14 protein-coding genes and 4 pseudogenes are annotated in these 13,724 nt (G+C 60.8%); 9 read left to right on the forward strand and 9 right to left on the reverse strand.

The genetic code is table 11. The annotated features are described in order from the left end of the window. Nucleotides 1–624: 624 nt before the first annotated feature. Nucleotides 625–1,481, forward strand: a pseudogene (locus A4G99_RS23790) (SDR family oxidoreductase). Between the two features lie 107 nt (nt 1,482–1,588). On the opposite strand, the gene A4G99_RS23795 reads toward A4G99_RS23790, so the two are convergent. Beyond that, nucleotides 1,589–1,807 carry a hypothetical protein gene (locus tag A4G99_RS23795; protein ID WP_066148865.1) on the reverse strand — a complete coding sequence of 73 codons (219 nt, stop codon included), beginning with the start codon at nt 1,805–1,807 and terminating at the stop codon, nt 1,589–1,591. 472 nt (nt 1,808–2,279) lie between these two features. Here A4G99_RS23795 and A4G99_RS28255 point away from each other — a divergent pair, with 472 nt between their 5' ends. Then, nucleotides 2,280–2,597 (forward strand): hypothetical protein, encoded by a 318-nt coding sequence (locus A4G99_RS28255; protein WP_223302216.1) that lies wholly within the window; start codon nt 2,280–2,282, stop codon nt 2,595–2,597. After that, nucleotides 2,522–3,229 (forward strand): alpha/beta hydrolase, encoded by a 708-nt coding sequence (locus A4G99_RS23800; protein WP_066148867.1) that lies wholly within the window; start codon nt 2,522–2,524, stop codon nt 3,227–3,229. The genes A4G99_RS28255 and A4G99_RS23800 overlap by 76 nt, the downstream gene beginning before the upstream one ends. Nucleotides 3,230–3,231: 2 nt before the next feature. Here the strand turns inward: A4G99_RS23800 and A4G99_RS23805 are convergent, their stop codons facing one another. From A4G99_RS23805 to A4G99_RS23825, 5 genes and pseudogenes are all read right to left on the reverse strand, one after another. Further along, nucleotides 3,232–3,933, reverse strand: coding sequence for a helix-turn-helix domain-containing protein (locus A4G99_RS23805; protein WP_066148869.1), 702 nt, complete (start codon nt 3,931–3,933; stop codon nt 3,232–3,234). A gap of 146 nt (nt 3,934–4,079) precedes the next feature. Continuing rightward, the gene (locus A4G99_RS23810) at nt 4,080–4,289 is read right to left on the reverse strand and encodes a hypothetical protein (protein WP_066148871.1); all 210 of its coding nucleotides are present in this window, start codon (nt 4,287–4,289) and stop codon (nt 4,080–4,082) included. 149 nt (nt 4,290–4,438) lie between these two features. Continuing rightward, a complete protein-coding gene (locus A4G99_RS26350; RefSeq protein WP_190303876.1) occupies nt 4,439–4,594 on the reverse strand; it encodes a hypothetical protein in 156 nt (51 codons plus the stop codon). Nucleotides 4,595–4,727: 133 nt separating this feature from the next. Next, nucleotides 4,728–6,364 (reverse strand): annotated as a pseudogene (locus A4G99_RS23820) (AMP-binding protein). Beyond that, the gene (locus A4G99_RS23825) at nt 6,357–7,160 is read right to left on the reverse strand and encodes an alpha/beta fold hydrolase (protein WP_066148874.1); all 804 of its coding nucleotides are present in this window, start codon (nt 7,158–7,160) and stop codon (nt 6,357–6,359) included. The pseudogene A4G99_RS23820 and the gene A4G99_RS23825 overlap by 8 nt, the downstream one beginning before the upstream one ends. An 87-nt stretch (nt 7,161–7,247) precedes the next feature. Between A4G99_RS23825 and A4G99_RS23830 the strand changes: the two are divergent. Continuing rightward, nucleotides 7,248–7,624, forward strand: a pseudogene (locus tag A4G99_RS23830) (MaoC/PaaZ C-terminal domain-containing protein); the annotation flags it as partial. Nucleotides 7,625–7,799: 175 nt separating this feature from the next. On the opposite strand, the gene A4G99_RS29220 reads toward A4G99_RS23830, so the two are convergent. The 3 genes from A4G99_RS29220 to A4G99_RS23840 all read right to left on the reverse strand — a co-directional run bounded on the left by A4G99_RS29220 (nt 7,800) and on the right by A4G99_RS23840 (nt 9,660). Continuing rightward, nucleotides 7,800–8,555, reverse strand: a complete 756-nt coding sequence (locus A4G99_RS29220) for an MFS transporter (protein WP_255359213.1) — start codon at nt 8,553–8,555, stop codon at nt 7,800–7,802. Continuing rightward, nucleotides 8,477–9,001 carry an MFS transporter gene (locus tag A4G99_RS29225; RefSeq protein ID WP_255359205.1) on the reverse strand — a complete coding sequence of 175 codons (525 nt, stop codon included), beginning with the start codon at nt 8,999–9,001 and terminating at the stop codon, nt 8,477–8,479. Before A4G99_RS29225 ends, A4G99_RS29220 begins: the two co-directional genes overlap by 79 nt. Before the next feature lie 197 nt (nt 9,002–9,198). Continuing rightward, complete coding sequence (locus A4G99_RS23840; protein ID WP_066148876.1) at nt 9,199–9,660, reverse strand: cupin domain-containing protein; 462 nt, start codon at nt 9,658–9,660, stop codon at nt 9,199–9,201. 165 nt (nt 9,661–9,825) lie between these two features. Between A4G99_RS23840 and A4G99_RS30160 the strand changes: the two are divergent. From A4G99_RS30160 to A4G99_RS23865, 5 genes and pseudogenes are all read left to right on the forward strand, one after another. Further along, nucleotides 9,826–11,168 (forward strand): annotated as a pseudogene (locus A4G99_RS30160) (MmgE/PrpD family protein). 355 nt (nt 11,169–11,523) lie between these two features. Beyond that, nucleotides 11,524–11,862, forward strand: a complete 339-nt coding sequence (locus A4G99_RS23850; protein WP_066148878.1) for a hypothetical protein — start codon at nt 11,524–11,526, stop codon at nt 11,860–11,862. Nucleotides 11,863–12,020: 158 nt separating this feature from the next. Continuing rightward, on the forward strand, nt 12,021–12,353 hold the full coding sequence (locus A4G99_RS23855; RefSeq protein WP_066148881.1) for a hypothetical protein: 333 nt from the start codon (nt 12,021–12,023) through the stop codon (nt 12,351–12,353). A 121-nt stretch (nt 12,354–12,474) separates the two neighbouring features. Further along, entirely contained in the window at nt 12,475–12,660 is a 186-nt protein-coding gene (locus A4G99_RS23860) for a hypothetical protein (RefSeq protein ID WP_066148883.1), read from the forward strand. 185 nt (nt 12,661–12,845) lie between these two features. Then, nucleotides 12,846–13,676, forward strand: coding sequence for a phosphosulfolactate synthase (locus A4G99_RS23865; RefSeq protein WP_066148885.1), 831 nt, complete (start codon nt 12,846–12,848; stop codon nt 13,674–13,676). The last annotated feature ends 48 nt before the right edge of the window (nt 13,677–13,724 follow it).

Genomic DNA, 13,724 nt, shown 5'->3' on the forward strand with positions numbered 1-13,724 from the left:
CTCCTCACGGTCTTTCGATACTGACGCTCGTTAGTGGATGACAGACGTACGAACTATCGATTGTAAATGGACATCGTTTCGGCCAAAAGATCAATGCAAGATACGGAGCTACCGTAGATTGTCGGGAATTCCATGATTGCATCGTCCACAGCAACTCCCGACGAGACGTGGGGATGACACGTCGTTTGCTGCCCACCCACGTTTTTCGTACCGACGCTCGTTAGAAAGATGCAGTCATAGAAGTGGATGGATAAGCAGTTAGCATTTGCAACCAACTCACTCACGGTCCGCTCACCCTACTGAACGTATGTCGAAGGGAAAGCGCATAGACATCCTCTCCCTTCGACGTTCCCCGCTTTGCAACCGTCGTGTCTGTGAGGGAATTTTCCGCCCTGCATTTTGTTTTGGACGCGACATCTGTCCACAGTTGTGTTTGTCAATCGATCCGGCAACTACACAGTCGAGGCGGTAGGCACCTAACCAACGGCAAGAGCCTGTTCCATACCAAACGGACGGATGTGAGAAGTACCAAAGACGTCTGGAGTACCATGTGAACTGACCGGCGATACGGCGGTTCACATGTCAACCCGGTGCTTTTCCTCGTTGCCTCACGCGTTCGTAGATATGGCAGACGACGCGGTAACGCCGCCCGAGTTCGACCCCGACGAAGTACTGTACGTCGAAGACGACCGTTTCAGGCCCGAGAACGTCGCCATCGTCACGGGCGCGGCCTCCGGCATCGGACGCGCGGCGGCGTCGCGCTGGCGGCGAACGGCCTCACCGTTGTCGGCACCGACGTGGACGAGGACGGACTGAGCGAGACGACCGACCGGGCCGAGGAGTACGGCGTCGCGGAAAACGTCGAGACCATCGCCGCCGACCTCAGCAACGAGGACGAGATCGACGGCATCGTCTCGCACGCGGCGGACGCGGGCGCGGTGAAATATCTCGTCAACGTCGCCGGACTCCAGCTCATCGACCCCATCGACGAGTTCCCGGCCGAGCAGTTCGACCTGCTCCACGACGTGATGGTTCGGGCCCCGTTCCTGCTGGCGAAAGCCTGCCTTCCACACATGCGCGACAGCGACGACGGAACCGGCTGTATCGGCAACATGGCCTCGGTCCACGGCCACTACGTCACCTCGGACAAGGTCGCGTACAACGTCTCCAAGTTCGGCCTCCGCGGTCTCACCCAGTCCATCGCGGCGGAGGGTGACGGCGACGTTCGCGCCTTCTCGATCAGTACCGCCTACGTGAAGACGCCGCTCGTGACGGATCAAATCCCGGACACCGCCGAACAACGCGGGATTTCGGTGGACGAAGTGGTCGAAGACGTGATGCTCGGCCAATCCCGGACGAAAGAGATGATGACGCCACAGGAGGTGGCGAACCTGTTCGTCTTCGGGTTCTCGAAGCACGCGAGTCATCTGAACGGCGGCGACCTACTGTTCGACGGCGGCATGACGCTGACCTACGACTGAGTCCCGACGCGCGGTTTCGATGGAACGGGACGAAAATAACGCCGAAAACGAGGGACCACATCGAACTGCCGACGTGGTCATTTGGCGGGTCCAGAGTTACCCGTCGATCATCCCCACAGCCAATCCGTGAACCATACGGCGAGGCCGAGGAGGACTGATGCGATGCCGATCGGTTGGAACGGCGGAATGATCAGCATGACTACTCCGGCGGCGATCAAGAGGATTGCCAACTCCTCTTCCGCGTACTCTTCTGTGAACCGGACGAACAACGATCTGTTGTCCTCTTGTTCGGTAGATACGTTCTGTTCGGTTTCTTCGGTTGCCATATCTTTCCCCCGCATACGCAGAGGGGACGACCCTATTTCCCTCCCCCGTCAGTTCACGAAATCAGATCGTATCTGATGGAGTCATTTCCACGTTATATTCCCATGGGAATGTCCGATTTAATACGCGAACATCGTATTTTTCGATTCGAAGGGACCGACCGGGCGATAGAAGCCGTTTCGATGGACCACGTCCCCCGAGCGGCGGCGACGTATACGACATTTCATCGGTACGTCCCCGTTTGTGTCTGTTTCCCGTCCGAGAGTACGATCTAAGCGATCATTGAACCGACTCCCACGACGACACACACGTTCGAACGATCGTCCGTCGGTCGTTCCGACGCGGTTACCGGGAGTACTCCGGAACACACCAAACCTCCAATAGCTCCCCGTTCAAATAATTACCCGTGAGGACAGCAATGTACACGAAAATGGAGGACTCACTTATCGATCGTCAAAAGAACGGACGGGTCACATGGTAGACGAGCCGGACCCGCAAGTGCAGGACGTCCTGTCGCTGTTGGGTCAATCCACGGTCGCCCGGTTACAGGGTCGCGGCCTCACGGTTTCGGCCGCCCGCTCGATGATGGAGGAGCGGCGACCCTCGCCCAACCGGAATCGGTCGGGCAAATCGAGGAGTTCGAGATCGAAGGCCCGGACGAACCGATTCCGGTTCGACTGTACCAACCCGACGGTGATGGCGATACCCGACCACTGGTGGTGTACTACCACGGCGGCGGGTTCGTGCTGGGCGACTTGGACGGCGTGGACCCCATCTGTCGGCGACTCGTGAACGAAGCCGATTGCGTCGTCCTGTCGGTCGATTACCGACTCGCGCCGGAACACCCCTTCCCGGCCGGGTTCGAGGATGCCTACGCCGCCGCCGCGTGGGCGAGCGAACAGGCCGCCGTCCTCGGCGTCGATTCCGACAAAATCGCCGTCGCCGGCGACAGCGCAGGTGGAAACTTCGCGGCCGCCGTCGCGCTGGCCGCTCGGGATCGCGGCGGCCCCGACCTCGCCCACCAACTGCTCATCTATCCGGTCGTCCGCTCGCCGGTCCAACCGGCACCTGATTCCATCGAGGAGAACGCCACGGGCTACCTCCTCGAAGCCGACGCGATGGAGTGGTTCGAGGAGCAGTACTTCGCCCGCCCCTCGGACGCGCGAAACGAGTACGCCCATCCACTGCTGGCCCGCGACCTTTCGGATCTCGCACCGGCGACCGTCGTGACTGCCGGTTTCGACCCGCTCCGCGACGAGGGAATCTCCTACGCCGACCGACTCGCGGAGGACGGCGTGCCGGTCGAGCACCGCAACTACGAGGCGATGATCCACGGCTTTGCGAGCATGGTCGGCGCCGTGGACCGGACCGACGATTTTCTGGCTTACGCTGGCGCGCGGTTACGGGACGCGTTCGAGGAATAAAATCAGTCGAGCAGTTCCAGCGCGTCCACGACGCGCTGGATCATCTTTCGCTGGCCGCGTCGCAGGTTCTTCGAGACGGCCGGTTTCGAGACCCCGAACTCGTCGGCCAGCGTTCCGAGCGTCGCGGAGCGCGGACTCTGGAAGTAGCCGTCCCGAACCGCGTGTTCCAGTTCGTCGCGCTCGACGTCCGAGAGGTCACGACAGCCGTCGATGAGCGTCATCGCGGCCCCGGCGTTCTGTACGAGGTTCTGGAGGTCGGGCAGGTCGGGCGTCTCGCGTGACACCACGTCGAACTCGTTCTTCCATTCGAGTTCCGAGAGCGCGCCGTTGGCCACGTCCTCGTGGTCGAAGCCGACGTGCCACAGTTCGTGGCCGTCCTCGATGTAGAACGGGCCGGTGATGTAGCCGTCGTGGTTTCTGATCGCTTCCATCGCCTCCGTCTGTCCGATGACGGTACGGATGTGCGCGACGTTGTCCCGCTTCGACAGCAGCGAACAACCGTGCATGTTGTCGTGTTCGCGGAGCGCCTGCAACCCGTGTTCGAGTTCGTTCCTGTCCTCCCCCTCCACGACCAGCCGCGTCTCCAACTCCTCCGCCGAGCGGTCGAAATCCCAGTGGACGGCGGAGTACGTCACCCCGTAGTCGTCGGAGGTGTCGATGAACGGGCAGTCGTACTGCTCCATGTCCATCGTGAGGTCTATCATTATCGTTCGCTCTGTTACCGCGAACCATACGTAAGACGAGTTAAAATAGTTTTCTTATCTGTTGGAGGAAGTTGATTACTGACGGTCGATTTCCGAGCGAGGTAATCGAGGGCGGTCAGGGAGTCGTACCGAAGTCCAAAACGAAACTAGGAATTATTTTTCGGCGCTTTCCATTCGTCTCGGCGGAGATAGACGGTCATGAGTCCGAACGCCAGGCCACCCATACCACCAATGAACAACTGGTAAGACCCCTGTTTGTCGAAGACGAGCGTCCCGATGGCCGCCCAGATGACAGCCCAAATCACGACCATGACCGGAACGAAAATCCACGGGTTTTGGAGGTTGAATTCCACCATACCCGATATTTGTTTCACACAATCAAATAAATGTTGGAAGATGGGGGTGTGCACCGAATCGTTCACCCTTGAAGCCCGTTCCCCACCGAAATTCTGCAGGAACGGAAACTTCGGCGGCGCTCCAGAAAAGCCGAAAGCTCTCACGCGGATCAACTACGTCGATATCCGTCTCTTATCCATCGTTCGAGGATGAAGACGAGGGAGAGAAGGAACCCCGTCTGGGCACCCGAAACCACCTGATCGACCGGGTCACCCGAAAATAAGAGACCGACGAGTAGCCACGTCACCATTCCGAAGACTACCATACCGGGTATGAATATCGACGGATTTTCCGGGCGCATCGTCTTCATGAACGTCACATTATTTTCAACTAACTAACCAGTACTGGTAACCTCAGATCCGAACCGTTCGCCACTTCCGTGAAAACGGAATTCCAGTCTATTCCCCGCCGAACTCCGCCGTAACGGTTTCCCGATCGATTTTCGACGGCCCGGACATCGGCATCTCGCCCACGAACGCGAGGTAGCGCGGACGCTTGAACCGGGCGAGTTTGCCGTCCAGAAATTCCTCCACGTCCGGGAGCGTGAGCGACTCGTCCCCCTGAACGACGGCCTTCCCGACCTGTCCCCACTTCTCGTCGGGGACACCGATGACGACGACCTCCTCGACCTTCGGATGGTCGGCGATGACGTCCTCGATTTCGGCGGGGTAGACGTTCTCGCCGCCGCTGACGTACATATTCTTCTTCCGCCCCTCGATGTAGACGTATCCTTCGTCGTCTACGCGCGCGAGGTCCCCCGTCGAAACCCAGTCGCCGGAAGACTCGCTCCGCTCGCCTTCAGTGCTCCCGTTCGCTTCGCTCACGGGAATACCGAACGTCTCCACGCTCTCCTCGGGATTCTTCCAGTAACGGTCGGCGGCGTGGGGCGAGGCGAGTTCGAGTTCGCCGATTTCACCGGTCGAAAGCGGTTCGCCGTCGTCGTCCACGACGCGGGCATCGACGTGCATCGCCGGGACGCCAACGCTGTCGGATTTCTCGTGGGGCCACCCGTCGGGCAGGGTGAAGTTGTTCGGCCCGCACTCCGTGAGGCCGTAGCCCTGCGTGAGTTCGACGTCCCGGTCCCACCACGCTTCCATCACGGAGTGGCGACACGGGCCGCCGCCGCTCTTGGCGAATCGAAGCGTCGAGAGGTCGGTGTCCGCCCACTCGTCGTGGCGGCACATCATCCGCAGGACGGCGGGCACCGCGACGAGAACCGTCGCACCCTCGGATTCCACCATCCGGAGCACGGATTCGGGGTCGAACTCGCGGGCGATGACGACCCGCGCGCCGAGGTGGAACAGTGGAACCGTCAGCACGTTCCACCCGCCGGTGTGGAACAGCGGGAACACCATCGGCGTCACGTCCTCGGGGCGAAGCCCCCACGCCGTAATCGTGTTGAACGAGTTCCAGACGATGGACCCGTGCGTGATAACCGTCTCCTTCGGGACGCCCGTCGAACCGCCCGTGTGCAGGAAGAGATGCGGGTCGTCCATCGACAGCGAGGCCGTCTCGACCGGCGAATCGTCCGCCGGAAGCGCCGCATTCCACGATTTGGCCTCCAAAACCTGCGATTCGGACTCGTTCGGCGAGTCCGAATCGCTCGTCGGTAGACGGAGTACCGAACTCTCGAACTCGCGGGCGTGGTGTGTTGAGCACGTCGTCCGCGAGTTCCGAGAACGGTTCCTCCACGACGAGCAGTTCCGGATCCACGTCGTTCAGCATCTGGACGAGTTCGCCCGCCGCGAGGCGGTGTGAGAGCGGTGCGAGCACGCCGCCGGTCTTTCCCGTGCCGAAGAAACAGTCGATGAGTTCCGGCCGGTTTCGGGAGATAGCGGCGACGCGTTCCCCGTCTTCGACCCCGTGCTCGCGGAGCAGACGGGCGGTTCGGTTCGCCCGCCGGTCGAGTTCCCGATAGGTGTAGCGCTCGCCCGTCGTGGCGCTCCACGACTCCCACCCGTTCGGGTGAGAGTTGCGCCCGTTTTTCGCTCCACGCGCCGACCCAGTCGTACGGTCGTGTGGAGTGATCAGGCATCGTCGATGAAAGTGCGGAGTCGTTCGTTTACCGCGTCGGCCTGCTCGATGAAGAAGAGGTGTGGGCCGCCGTCGAACAGTTCGAGTTCGGCGTGCGGAAGCAGTTCCGCGAGCAGTTCCCCGTTTTCGACCGGAAGCACGCGGTCAGCGGTTCCGTGCGCGATGAGGGTCGGAATCGAGATTTCACCGAGTCGGTCGCTGGCGTCGAAGTTCATCACACCCATGGCCTGCGCCTCCCTCCCCGCGTCGGAGGCATCGCCCTCCAGTCGCCAGTCCACGATGTCGGAGACGACGTCGTCGTGTTCCGCGGCGAACTCGTCGGTCATCGCGGGATCCATCTTGTAGCGAATCTCCTCGCGTTCGTCGTACCCCTCGGGCACGTCGAACATCTTCTCCTGCGTCTCGGGCGGCGTCGGCACCGCGTTCTCGCCGCCAGGCGTAGTGCAGAGCAGAGACAGCGTCTCCGCGCGGTCGTAATCGAGGACGTATTCCTGGGCGATCATCCCGCCCATGCTCGCCCCGACGATGTGGGCGGATTCGACGCCGACCGCGTCGATGACGGCGTCGAGGTCGCTCGCCATCTCCTCGATGCTGTACGGGCCGTCCGGCGCGTCGGATTTACCGGTTCCGCGGTTGTCCCACACGACGACGTGGTAGTCGTCCTCGAACGCTTCGCGTTGCCAACGCCACATCCATCGTCCGTAGCCGAGTCCCTCCACGAAAACGATGGTTTCGGCGTCCGTCGGACCGCCCTCCTCGTAGAAGAGCGAGACGCCGTCGTTGTCGGTAAATGGCATACGAAGGGCGACGCGTGTTCGCGTAATCAACCCCCTGTTTTACATGTTAACCCGGAGATTCATTCCGGCGCGGAACCGAGTTCGGGTATGCCAGTCGCATCCGTCGGGGACGCCGAAACGGCGACGTTGGAACTGACTCAGGAACGCATCGACCAGTTCGCCGCACTCACCGGCGACGAAAACCCGCTCCACGTGGACGAGGAGTACGCCGAAGAGGGCCTCTTCGGCGGCCGCGTCGCCCACGGCGCGCTCACGGCCAGCGTCGTCAGCGCCGCGCTCGCGGCGCTTCCCGGCGACATCGTCTATCTCTCGCAAAATTTGGAGTTCGAAAACCCGTCCGGCCGGGCGAAACCGTCAGCGCAACCGCGACCGTAACCGAGGATTTGGGAACGGACCGACTCGCGGTGGAAATCGACGCTGAAACCGACAGACAGGTGCTCTCAGGTGAGACGACGATCATGTCGCCGGCACGAATAGCGCCGAGTAGTTCGATCGGTCCCGATATTCTACTGGCGGCGGTTTTCTCACCTTACGCGAAGTTCGACACGATACCGCCTCGAATCCGCCGATTTCCGTTTTCGGGGTCGATAGCATCGGCTGGAGCAGTGTTGGTACAAGATGGAGAATGATCGGGGGTGATTAGTCAGCCGAAACGTGCTCCGCCGCGTTTCGGTTGATGGCGTTGAGCAGGAACGATCCACCGCCGAAGAGACCGACCGCGCCGACGAAGACGACGACTGCGCCGACGAAGAACGGGACGCCCGGCGAATAGGCGTCCTTCAAGTATCCGGCGAGGACCGGCGCGATGGCCGCACCCGACCACCGCAGGAAGTTGTACGCGCCGCTGCTGACCGAGCGCGTGAACGGCGACACCTGAATGGCGAACGTCGTGAACATCGCGTTGGCGATACCGCAGAAGATACCCGAAATCACGATGACTGGGAGCAGTAGTTCCGCCTGTCCTTCCGCGAATCCGGCCGCGGCGAGGACGAGGGCCATTCCAAGCACGTCAGCGAACAACACTTTCGATGCGTCGAACCTGCTCGTCAACCAGTTCACGACGAACACCGAGGAAATCGCCACGAGCGCACCCCACGCGAAGAACGTCACGCCGAGCGCCGTGGCCGAGAGGTCCGGAAGCGTAAGCGGCGAGTACGCGAGGATGGTGAAGAACCCGAAGCTGTAACAGAGACCGATGAGGGCGTTGACCAGCACGGGCGGATTTTTCAGCGCCATGATCATGTCCGCGGGCGTCGCTTGCTCCTTTCCTTCCGGTTCACGGAGGAAGGCGAGCGAGACGATGAGGGCGAGCGCCATCAGCGTCGCCGTACCGAAGAAGGGGTAGCGCCACGAGAACGAACCGAGATAGCCGCCGAGAAGCGGGCCGCCCGCGATGCCGAGGCGAGCGCCGCCTCGTACAGCATGATGGCTTCTTCAGTCCCGCCTTCCGCGAGGCCGACGATGACGGCGAGTGCCGTCGAGGTGAACAACGCGTTACCGAAACCCCACCCCCCGCGCACGATGGCGAGTTCGGTGATGGAGTTCGACAGTCCCGCGAGTGTCGCCATCACGACGACGATGGCGAGACCGACGATGATGACTCGTTTGTTGCCGAATCTGGCACTCAAAACGCCCGATACGAGCATGGCGACCGCCATCACGATCAGGTAGGTGGTGAACAACAGTTCGACTTCCGCCCCCGACGCGCCCATCTTGTCGCCGATGATGGGGAGCACCGGGTCGACGACGCCGATTCCGAGAAACGCGACGAACGTTGCGAACGCCGTCGCCAGAACGGCAGGGGAAAAACGATCCGTAACTGTTCGTGTAGATGTACTCATCGGACAGTCATAGGTCTAACTCCCCATTTAACTTGTTGGTTTCGTCACCACCGACCAGTGACGGCCCGTATCGGGTGTTTATCCAACATCTTCTTTCGTTTCGTAACGGACGATAGACGGTCAGAATGCAACTTACTGACTGGTCAGTAAACACGAAGTCGGGAGAGGTGGCACACGAACGCTCCCGGACTCGTTGGTCAGGTGTATCTCCCGGTTTCAGCACCACAGGTTTCACAATAGAACGCGACTCCGCCATCTATCTCCTCGGGGACTGCCGGGGTCCGCTCGTCACACGACGGGCACGTGCGGCGGAGTTCCATCGGTTCGTCGTCGCGCGGCGCGCCGAGGGCGAGGACGACGAGTCGTTCGTCGCCGCTGTTCCGTCCCTGTTGCCACTCGCCCGGCGCGAACCGTATCAGTTCACCCGAAACGACCACGACGTCACCGTCCTCGGTTTCGAACGTCGCCGTCCCCGAGAGCACGTAGAACACCTCCTCCTGTTCGAGGTGACGGTGATAGCAATGACCGACGTGTTCGCCGGGAGCGCGTTCGAAGTAGTTGATCGCGAGGCCGGTCGTCCCGAGCGCTTCCGAGAGCGGGTGGAAAAACCGTGAGCGGTCCTCGTCCTCACCGGGGTTTTCGATTGCGACTTTTTTCATTCCGGTCGGGATTCGCGGCGAGATGCATAACGGTTTGGCGTGCACTGAAACTGTCGCCGGGATCGCCTGGGTCGCCGGGTTTGCCGTGCTCGCTCGCAGTCCGCCGCTCGACCCGGGCCAACTCGCCCACTGTATTTTTACCCGTGCCCGTTGCCCACATGACCCATGACGACGACAGCCGAACTGGCGGATTTCGTGGCGGAAACGAGCTACGACGACCTCTCGGCGGACACGGTGGACGAACTGAAAAAGCGCGTGCTCGACTCGGTTGGAATCGCCGTGGGTGCGATGGGGGAGGAACCCGTGGAAGCGGTGCGAGCGACCGTCGAGGAGATGAACGACGGAGGAGATTGCACCCTCTGGGGAGGAGGGGGTGCGTCCCCCCCGGACGCGACCATGCTGAACACCGCGTACGTTCGCTACCTCGATTACATGGATTCGTTTCTCGCACCCGGCGAGACGCCGCACCCGAGCGACAACATCGCGGCGGCCATCGTCTGCGGTGAGTACGCCGATAGCACCGGCGAGGAACTCATCGCCGCGATAGCCATCGCCTACGAGATACAGGCGGAACTGGCGTGGAACGCGCCGGTTCGGGACCGCGGTTGGGACCACGTCACCCACACCGTCATCTCCGCGAGTGCGGGGGCGTCGAAACTGCTCGGCCTGAATCGGGAGGAAACCCGGTCGGCGATCGGTATCGCCGGGACTGCGCACAACGCCCTCCGGGTGACGCGAACCGAAGGAATCTCGGAGTGGAAGGGACTCGCCTCCGCGAACACCGCCCGAAACGCCGTCTACTCCGCGATGCTGGCGAAGAACGGCGTGGAGGACCGACGAACCTCTTCGAGGGACAGAAAGGATGGAAACAGATAGTCGCCGGGGAGTTCGACGTGGACCTGTCGCCGGGCGAGCGCGTCCACGACGTGATGACGAAACGCTACGTCGCCGAGACGTACGCCCAATCCGCCGTGGAGGGGATCATCGAACTGGCCGAGCAGGAGGACATCGACCCCGAGCACGTCGAGTCGATCCATCTCGACACGTTCGCGGGCGCGAAACTCATCATCGGCGGCGGCGAAGGGTCGCGCTACGAAGTCGAGACGAAAGCGCAGGCGGACCACTCCCTGCCGTACATGCTCGCCGCCGCGCTCATCGACCGCGAGATGACCAACACACAGTACGACCCCGACAGAATTCAGCGGGACGACGTTCAGGAACTGCTCCGAACCGTCGAAGTCGAGGAGGACGAGGCGTTGACCGACCGTTTCGAGGCTGGCGAGATGCCGGCCAACATCGACATAGAGATGGACGATGGCACGACCTACCGAGTCGAGAAGGACGATTTCGCGGGGCATCCGAACAACTCGATGTCGTGGGAACAGGTCGAATCGAAGTTCGACCGGATAGCGAGCGCCTACGACGACTCGCGGCGCGAGGAAATCGTCGGGACGGTACGCGGAATGGACGATCACACCGTCGTCGACCTCGTGGAACTGTTGGACTGACAGAGGTAGTCCTGGGTAATCTCGTGATTCGTGTGAGGCTACTCGACGTATAGGTTGTGAATGGATAGCATATAACTCAGCAATCAGTTCGACAATACTGACGATTACCAGACACTACGAATCCGGTCGGGTGGGCTTTATCGGATAAGGTCGCTCGAAGAATTCGGTCTGAAAGGCCTGAATTCAAGCATTGCAGACGTCATGTCGCGCTTATTCGGTTCCGAGTCGGATAGCCGAATGATACCCGGCAAACCGTTCGATAAAACGGTACCAGGGGTTGAAATACAGTTGCGGCGACACGAGAAAGTGGACGACGAACACAGGCAACGTGCCGGTGTCGTCCAAGGTAGATACAATGAAAAAAGGACTTAGAATGCTGCTCGTGATGACCGTCGTGGCCAGTGTCTTCGTGGTTGGCTTCGCCGGTAACGCGGCCGCATACGGACACCATCACGCAGGAGACTCCCAGCACAGTGCCCAGTGGGCAAGTTCGCACGTAGACCAAGAGCAGTACGTCGCACAGGGTAACGCCAACTCGCAGGAAGACAGCTACGCAATCTCCGCTGCGGTCGGCTGGAACGGTGGCGAAGCCGAATCGGGCGACGCGTACTCGGTTCAAGCGAGCTACCAGAACAACGACAACACGCAAGCCGCGTGGTCCGGAGCAGGCAACTGGAACGAACAAGAAAACTAAGCTTTCAACGCGGTACTGACCGCAGGGGATTCGTCCCCAACTGATAACCAATTCGTCAATTTTTCCGGCCGTCTACGTCACGACGACCAGTAATCGGTGTTGTGCGTCGAGTGGTCGCCAAATAACAAAGCACGATAGATCCGTCATTTCATCAAGCTATGACCATACACGAAGGAATCCCGGCCGACGCGGACGACTCGACCGAGCGTGACGAACGACGTAGGAAGGTGAGTCGGAGAGCACACGTCGTCGCCGTCGTTTTCGTCGTCGTCCTCTCGTCGATGGCGAGCGTCGGCGTCCTCGCGGGAGCACCATCGCCGCAGCACCCCGATTCGGTCGCCAATAGCTGTTCCCCGGACGCCGGAGCGGGCGACCACGTCGCGTGGCACGTCAAACGCTACGGTGCTGGCTGTCACGAGAACGAGTTTACCCGATTTCCGGAAGGTGAACAGATAGACCACATCGGCGATCCGCCGTGGGTGCCGCTGTAGGCGACGGGCAATAGCGAACTACACCGAAAATACTGAATTTCACGGGGATTGACGAACTCACACCGTTGTGCGGCGGCGGACGTGCGAAATCGTTACTACACGGTAGCGGAATCACTGTACGATGAACGCTCGGGACGCTGTTATCGAAGTCGGTATCGCGGTGCTCTCGTTTCTCGTCGTGGGCGTGCTCGCGACGGAACTCCTCCGGGAGCGCATCTGGCCCTCGTTACTGGTCGGGATTCCGACCGGGTTGATCGCCGGTATCGTCGTCTTCGGGGTGATACATTACGTCCGCGCCCGTGACTGAGTTCGGTTCTCGACTGGATCCAACGAACCTCGTCCGAGTCCAACGAACGCGTGCCGCCCAACTCCTTTTGTAGCTGTTCGTCGTAGCCCGTTCGGGGGTTTCATGACCGGCAGGATATTCGACTTCTGCAAAGTAACGAGCCGCGAATCGCCCCGTAACCGACAACCATAGTTCCATCAACAACCATGCCTATAGAAAATCGAGCGTTCGACTTCCTACACCACAACGACCGACCAGACAAACCGCGTGAGACCGGTATCACCGAGATGCGGGGGCCATACTACGATCCGATGGGGCCCCGTGAACTGAAGGACATCCTCGAAACGATGGGGTGGTACATCGACATCTACAAATTCAGCGGCGGATCGTTCGCGTTGATGCCCGAGGACGCCGTCACCGAACTCATCGACATCTGTCACGAGCACGACGTCAAGGTCTCGACCGGCGGGTTCATCGAGAACGTCCTCGTGCGCGACCACGACAAGGTCGAGAAGTACATCGAGGAAGCGGAGAACCTCGGCTTCGACATCGTCGAGATTTCCAGCGGGTTCCTGGCGACCGGTACCGACGATATGATTCGGCTCACAGAACTCGTTCAGCAGTACGACATCGAGCCGAAACCCGAGATCAACGTCCAATTCGGTGCGGGCGGTGCCTCCGATCCGGAGGACTTGGAGCGCGGCGGACAGCAGAGTCCCGAGCAGGCCATCGAGGAAGGAAAGCGACACCTCGAAGCCGGTGCCGAATTACTGATGGTCGAAGCGGAAGGAATCACCGAGGAAGTCACGGAATGGCGCACGGACGTGGCCTTCCAGATCGCCAACGAGTTGGGTATCGAAAACCTGGTGTTCGAAGCACCCGCCCCCGATATGTTCGAGTGGTACATCAAGAACTTCGGCCCGAACGTCAACCTGTTCGTCGACAACTCACAGGTCGTCGAACTCGAATGCATGCGTTCCGGCCTGTGGGGCAAGTTCGACAGTTGGGGGCGCACCGTCACGTTCGGCACCGATTGAAGCCTCGAAGCACGTACGAGGGGGAGTGATCGACCCGAACCCCACCAG

Origin of the sequence: Haladaptatus sp. R4 (assembly GCF_001625445.1) — an archaeon.
Classification (GTDB): Archaea; Halobacteriota; Halobacteria; order Halobacteriales; family Haladaptataceae; genus Haladaptatus.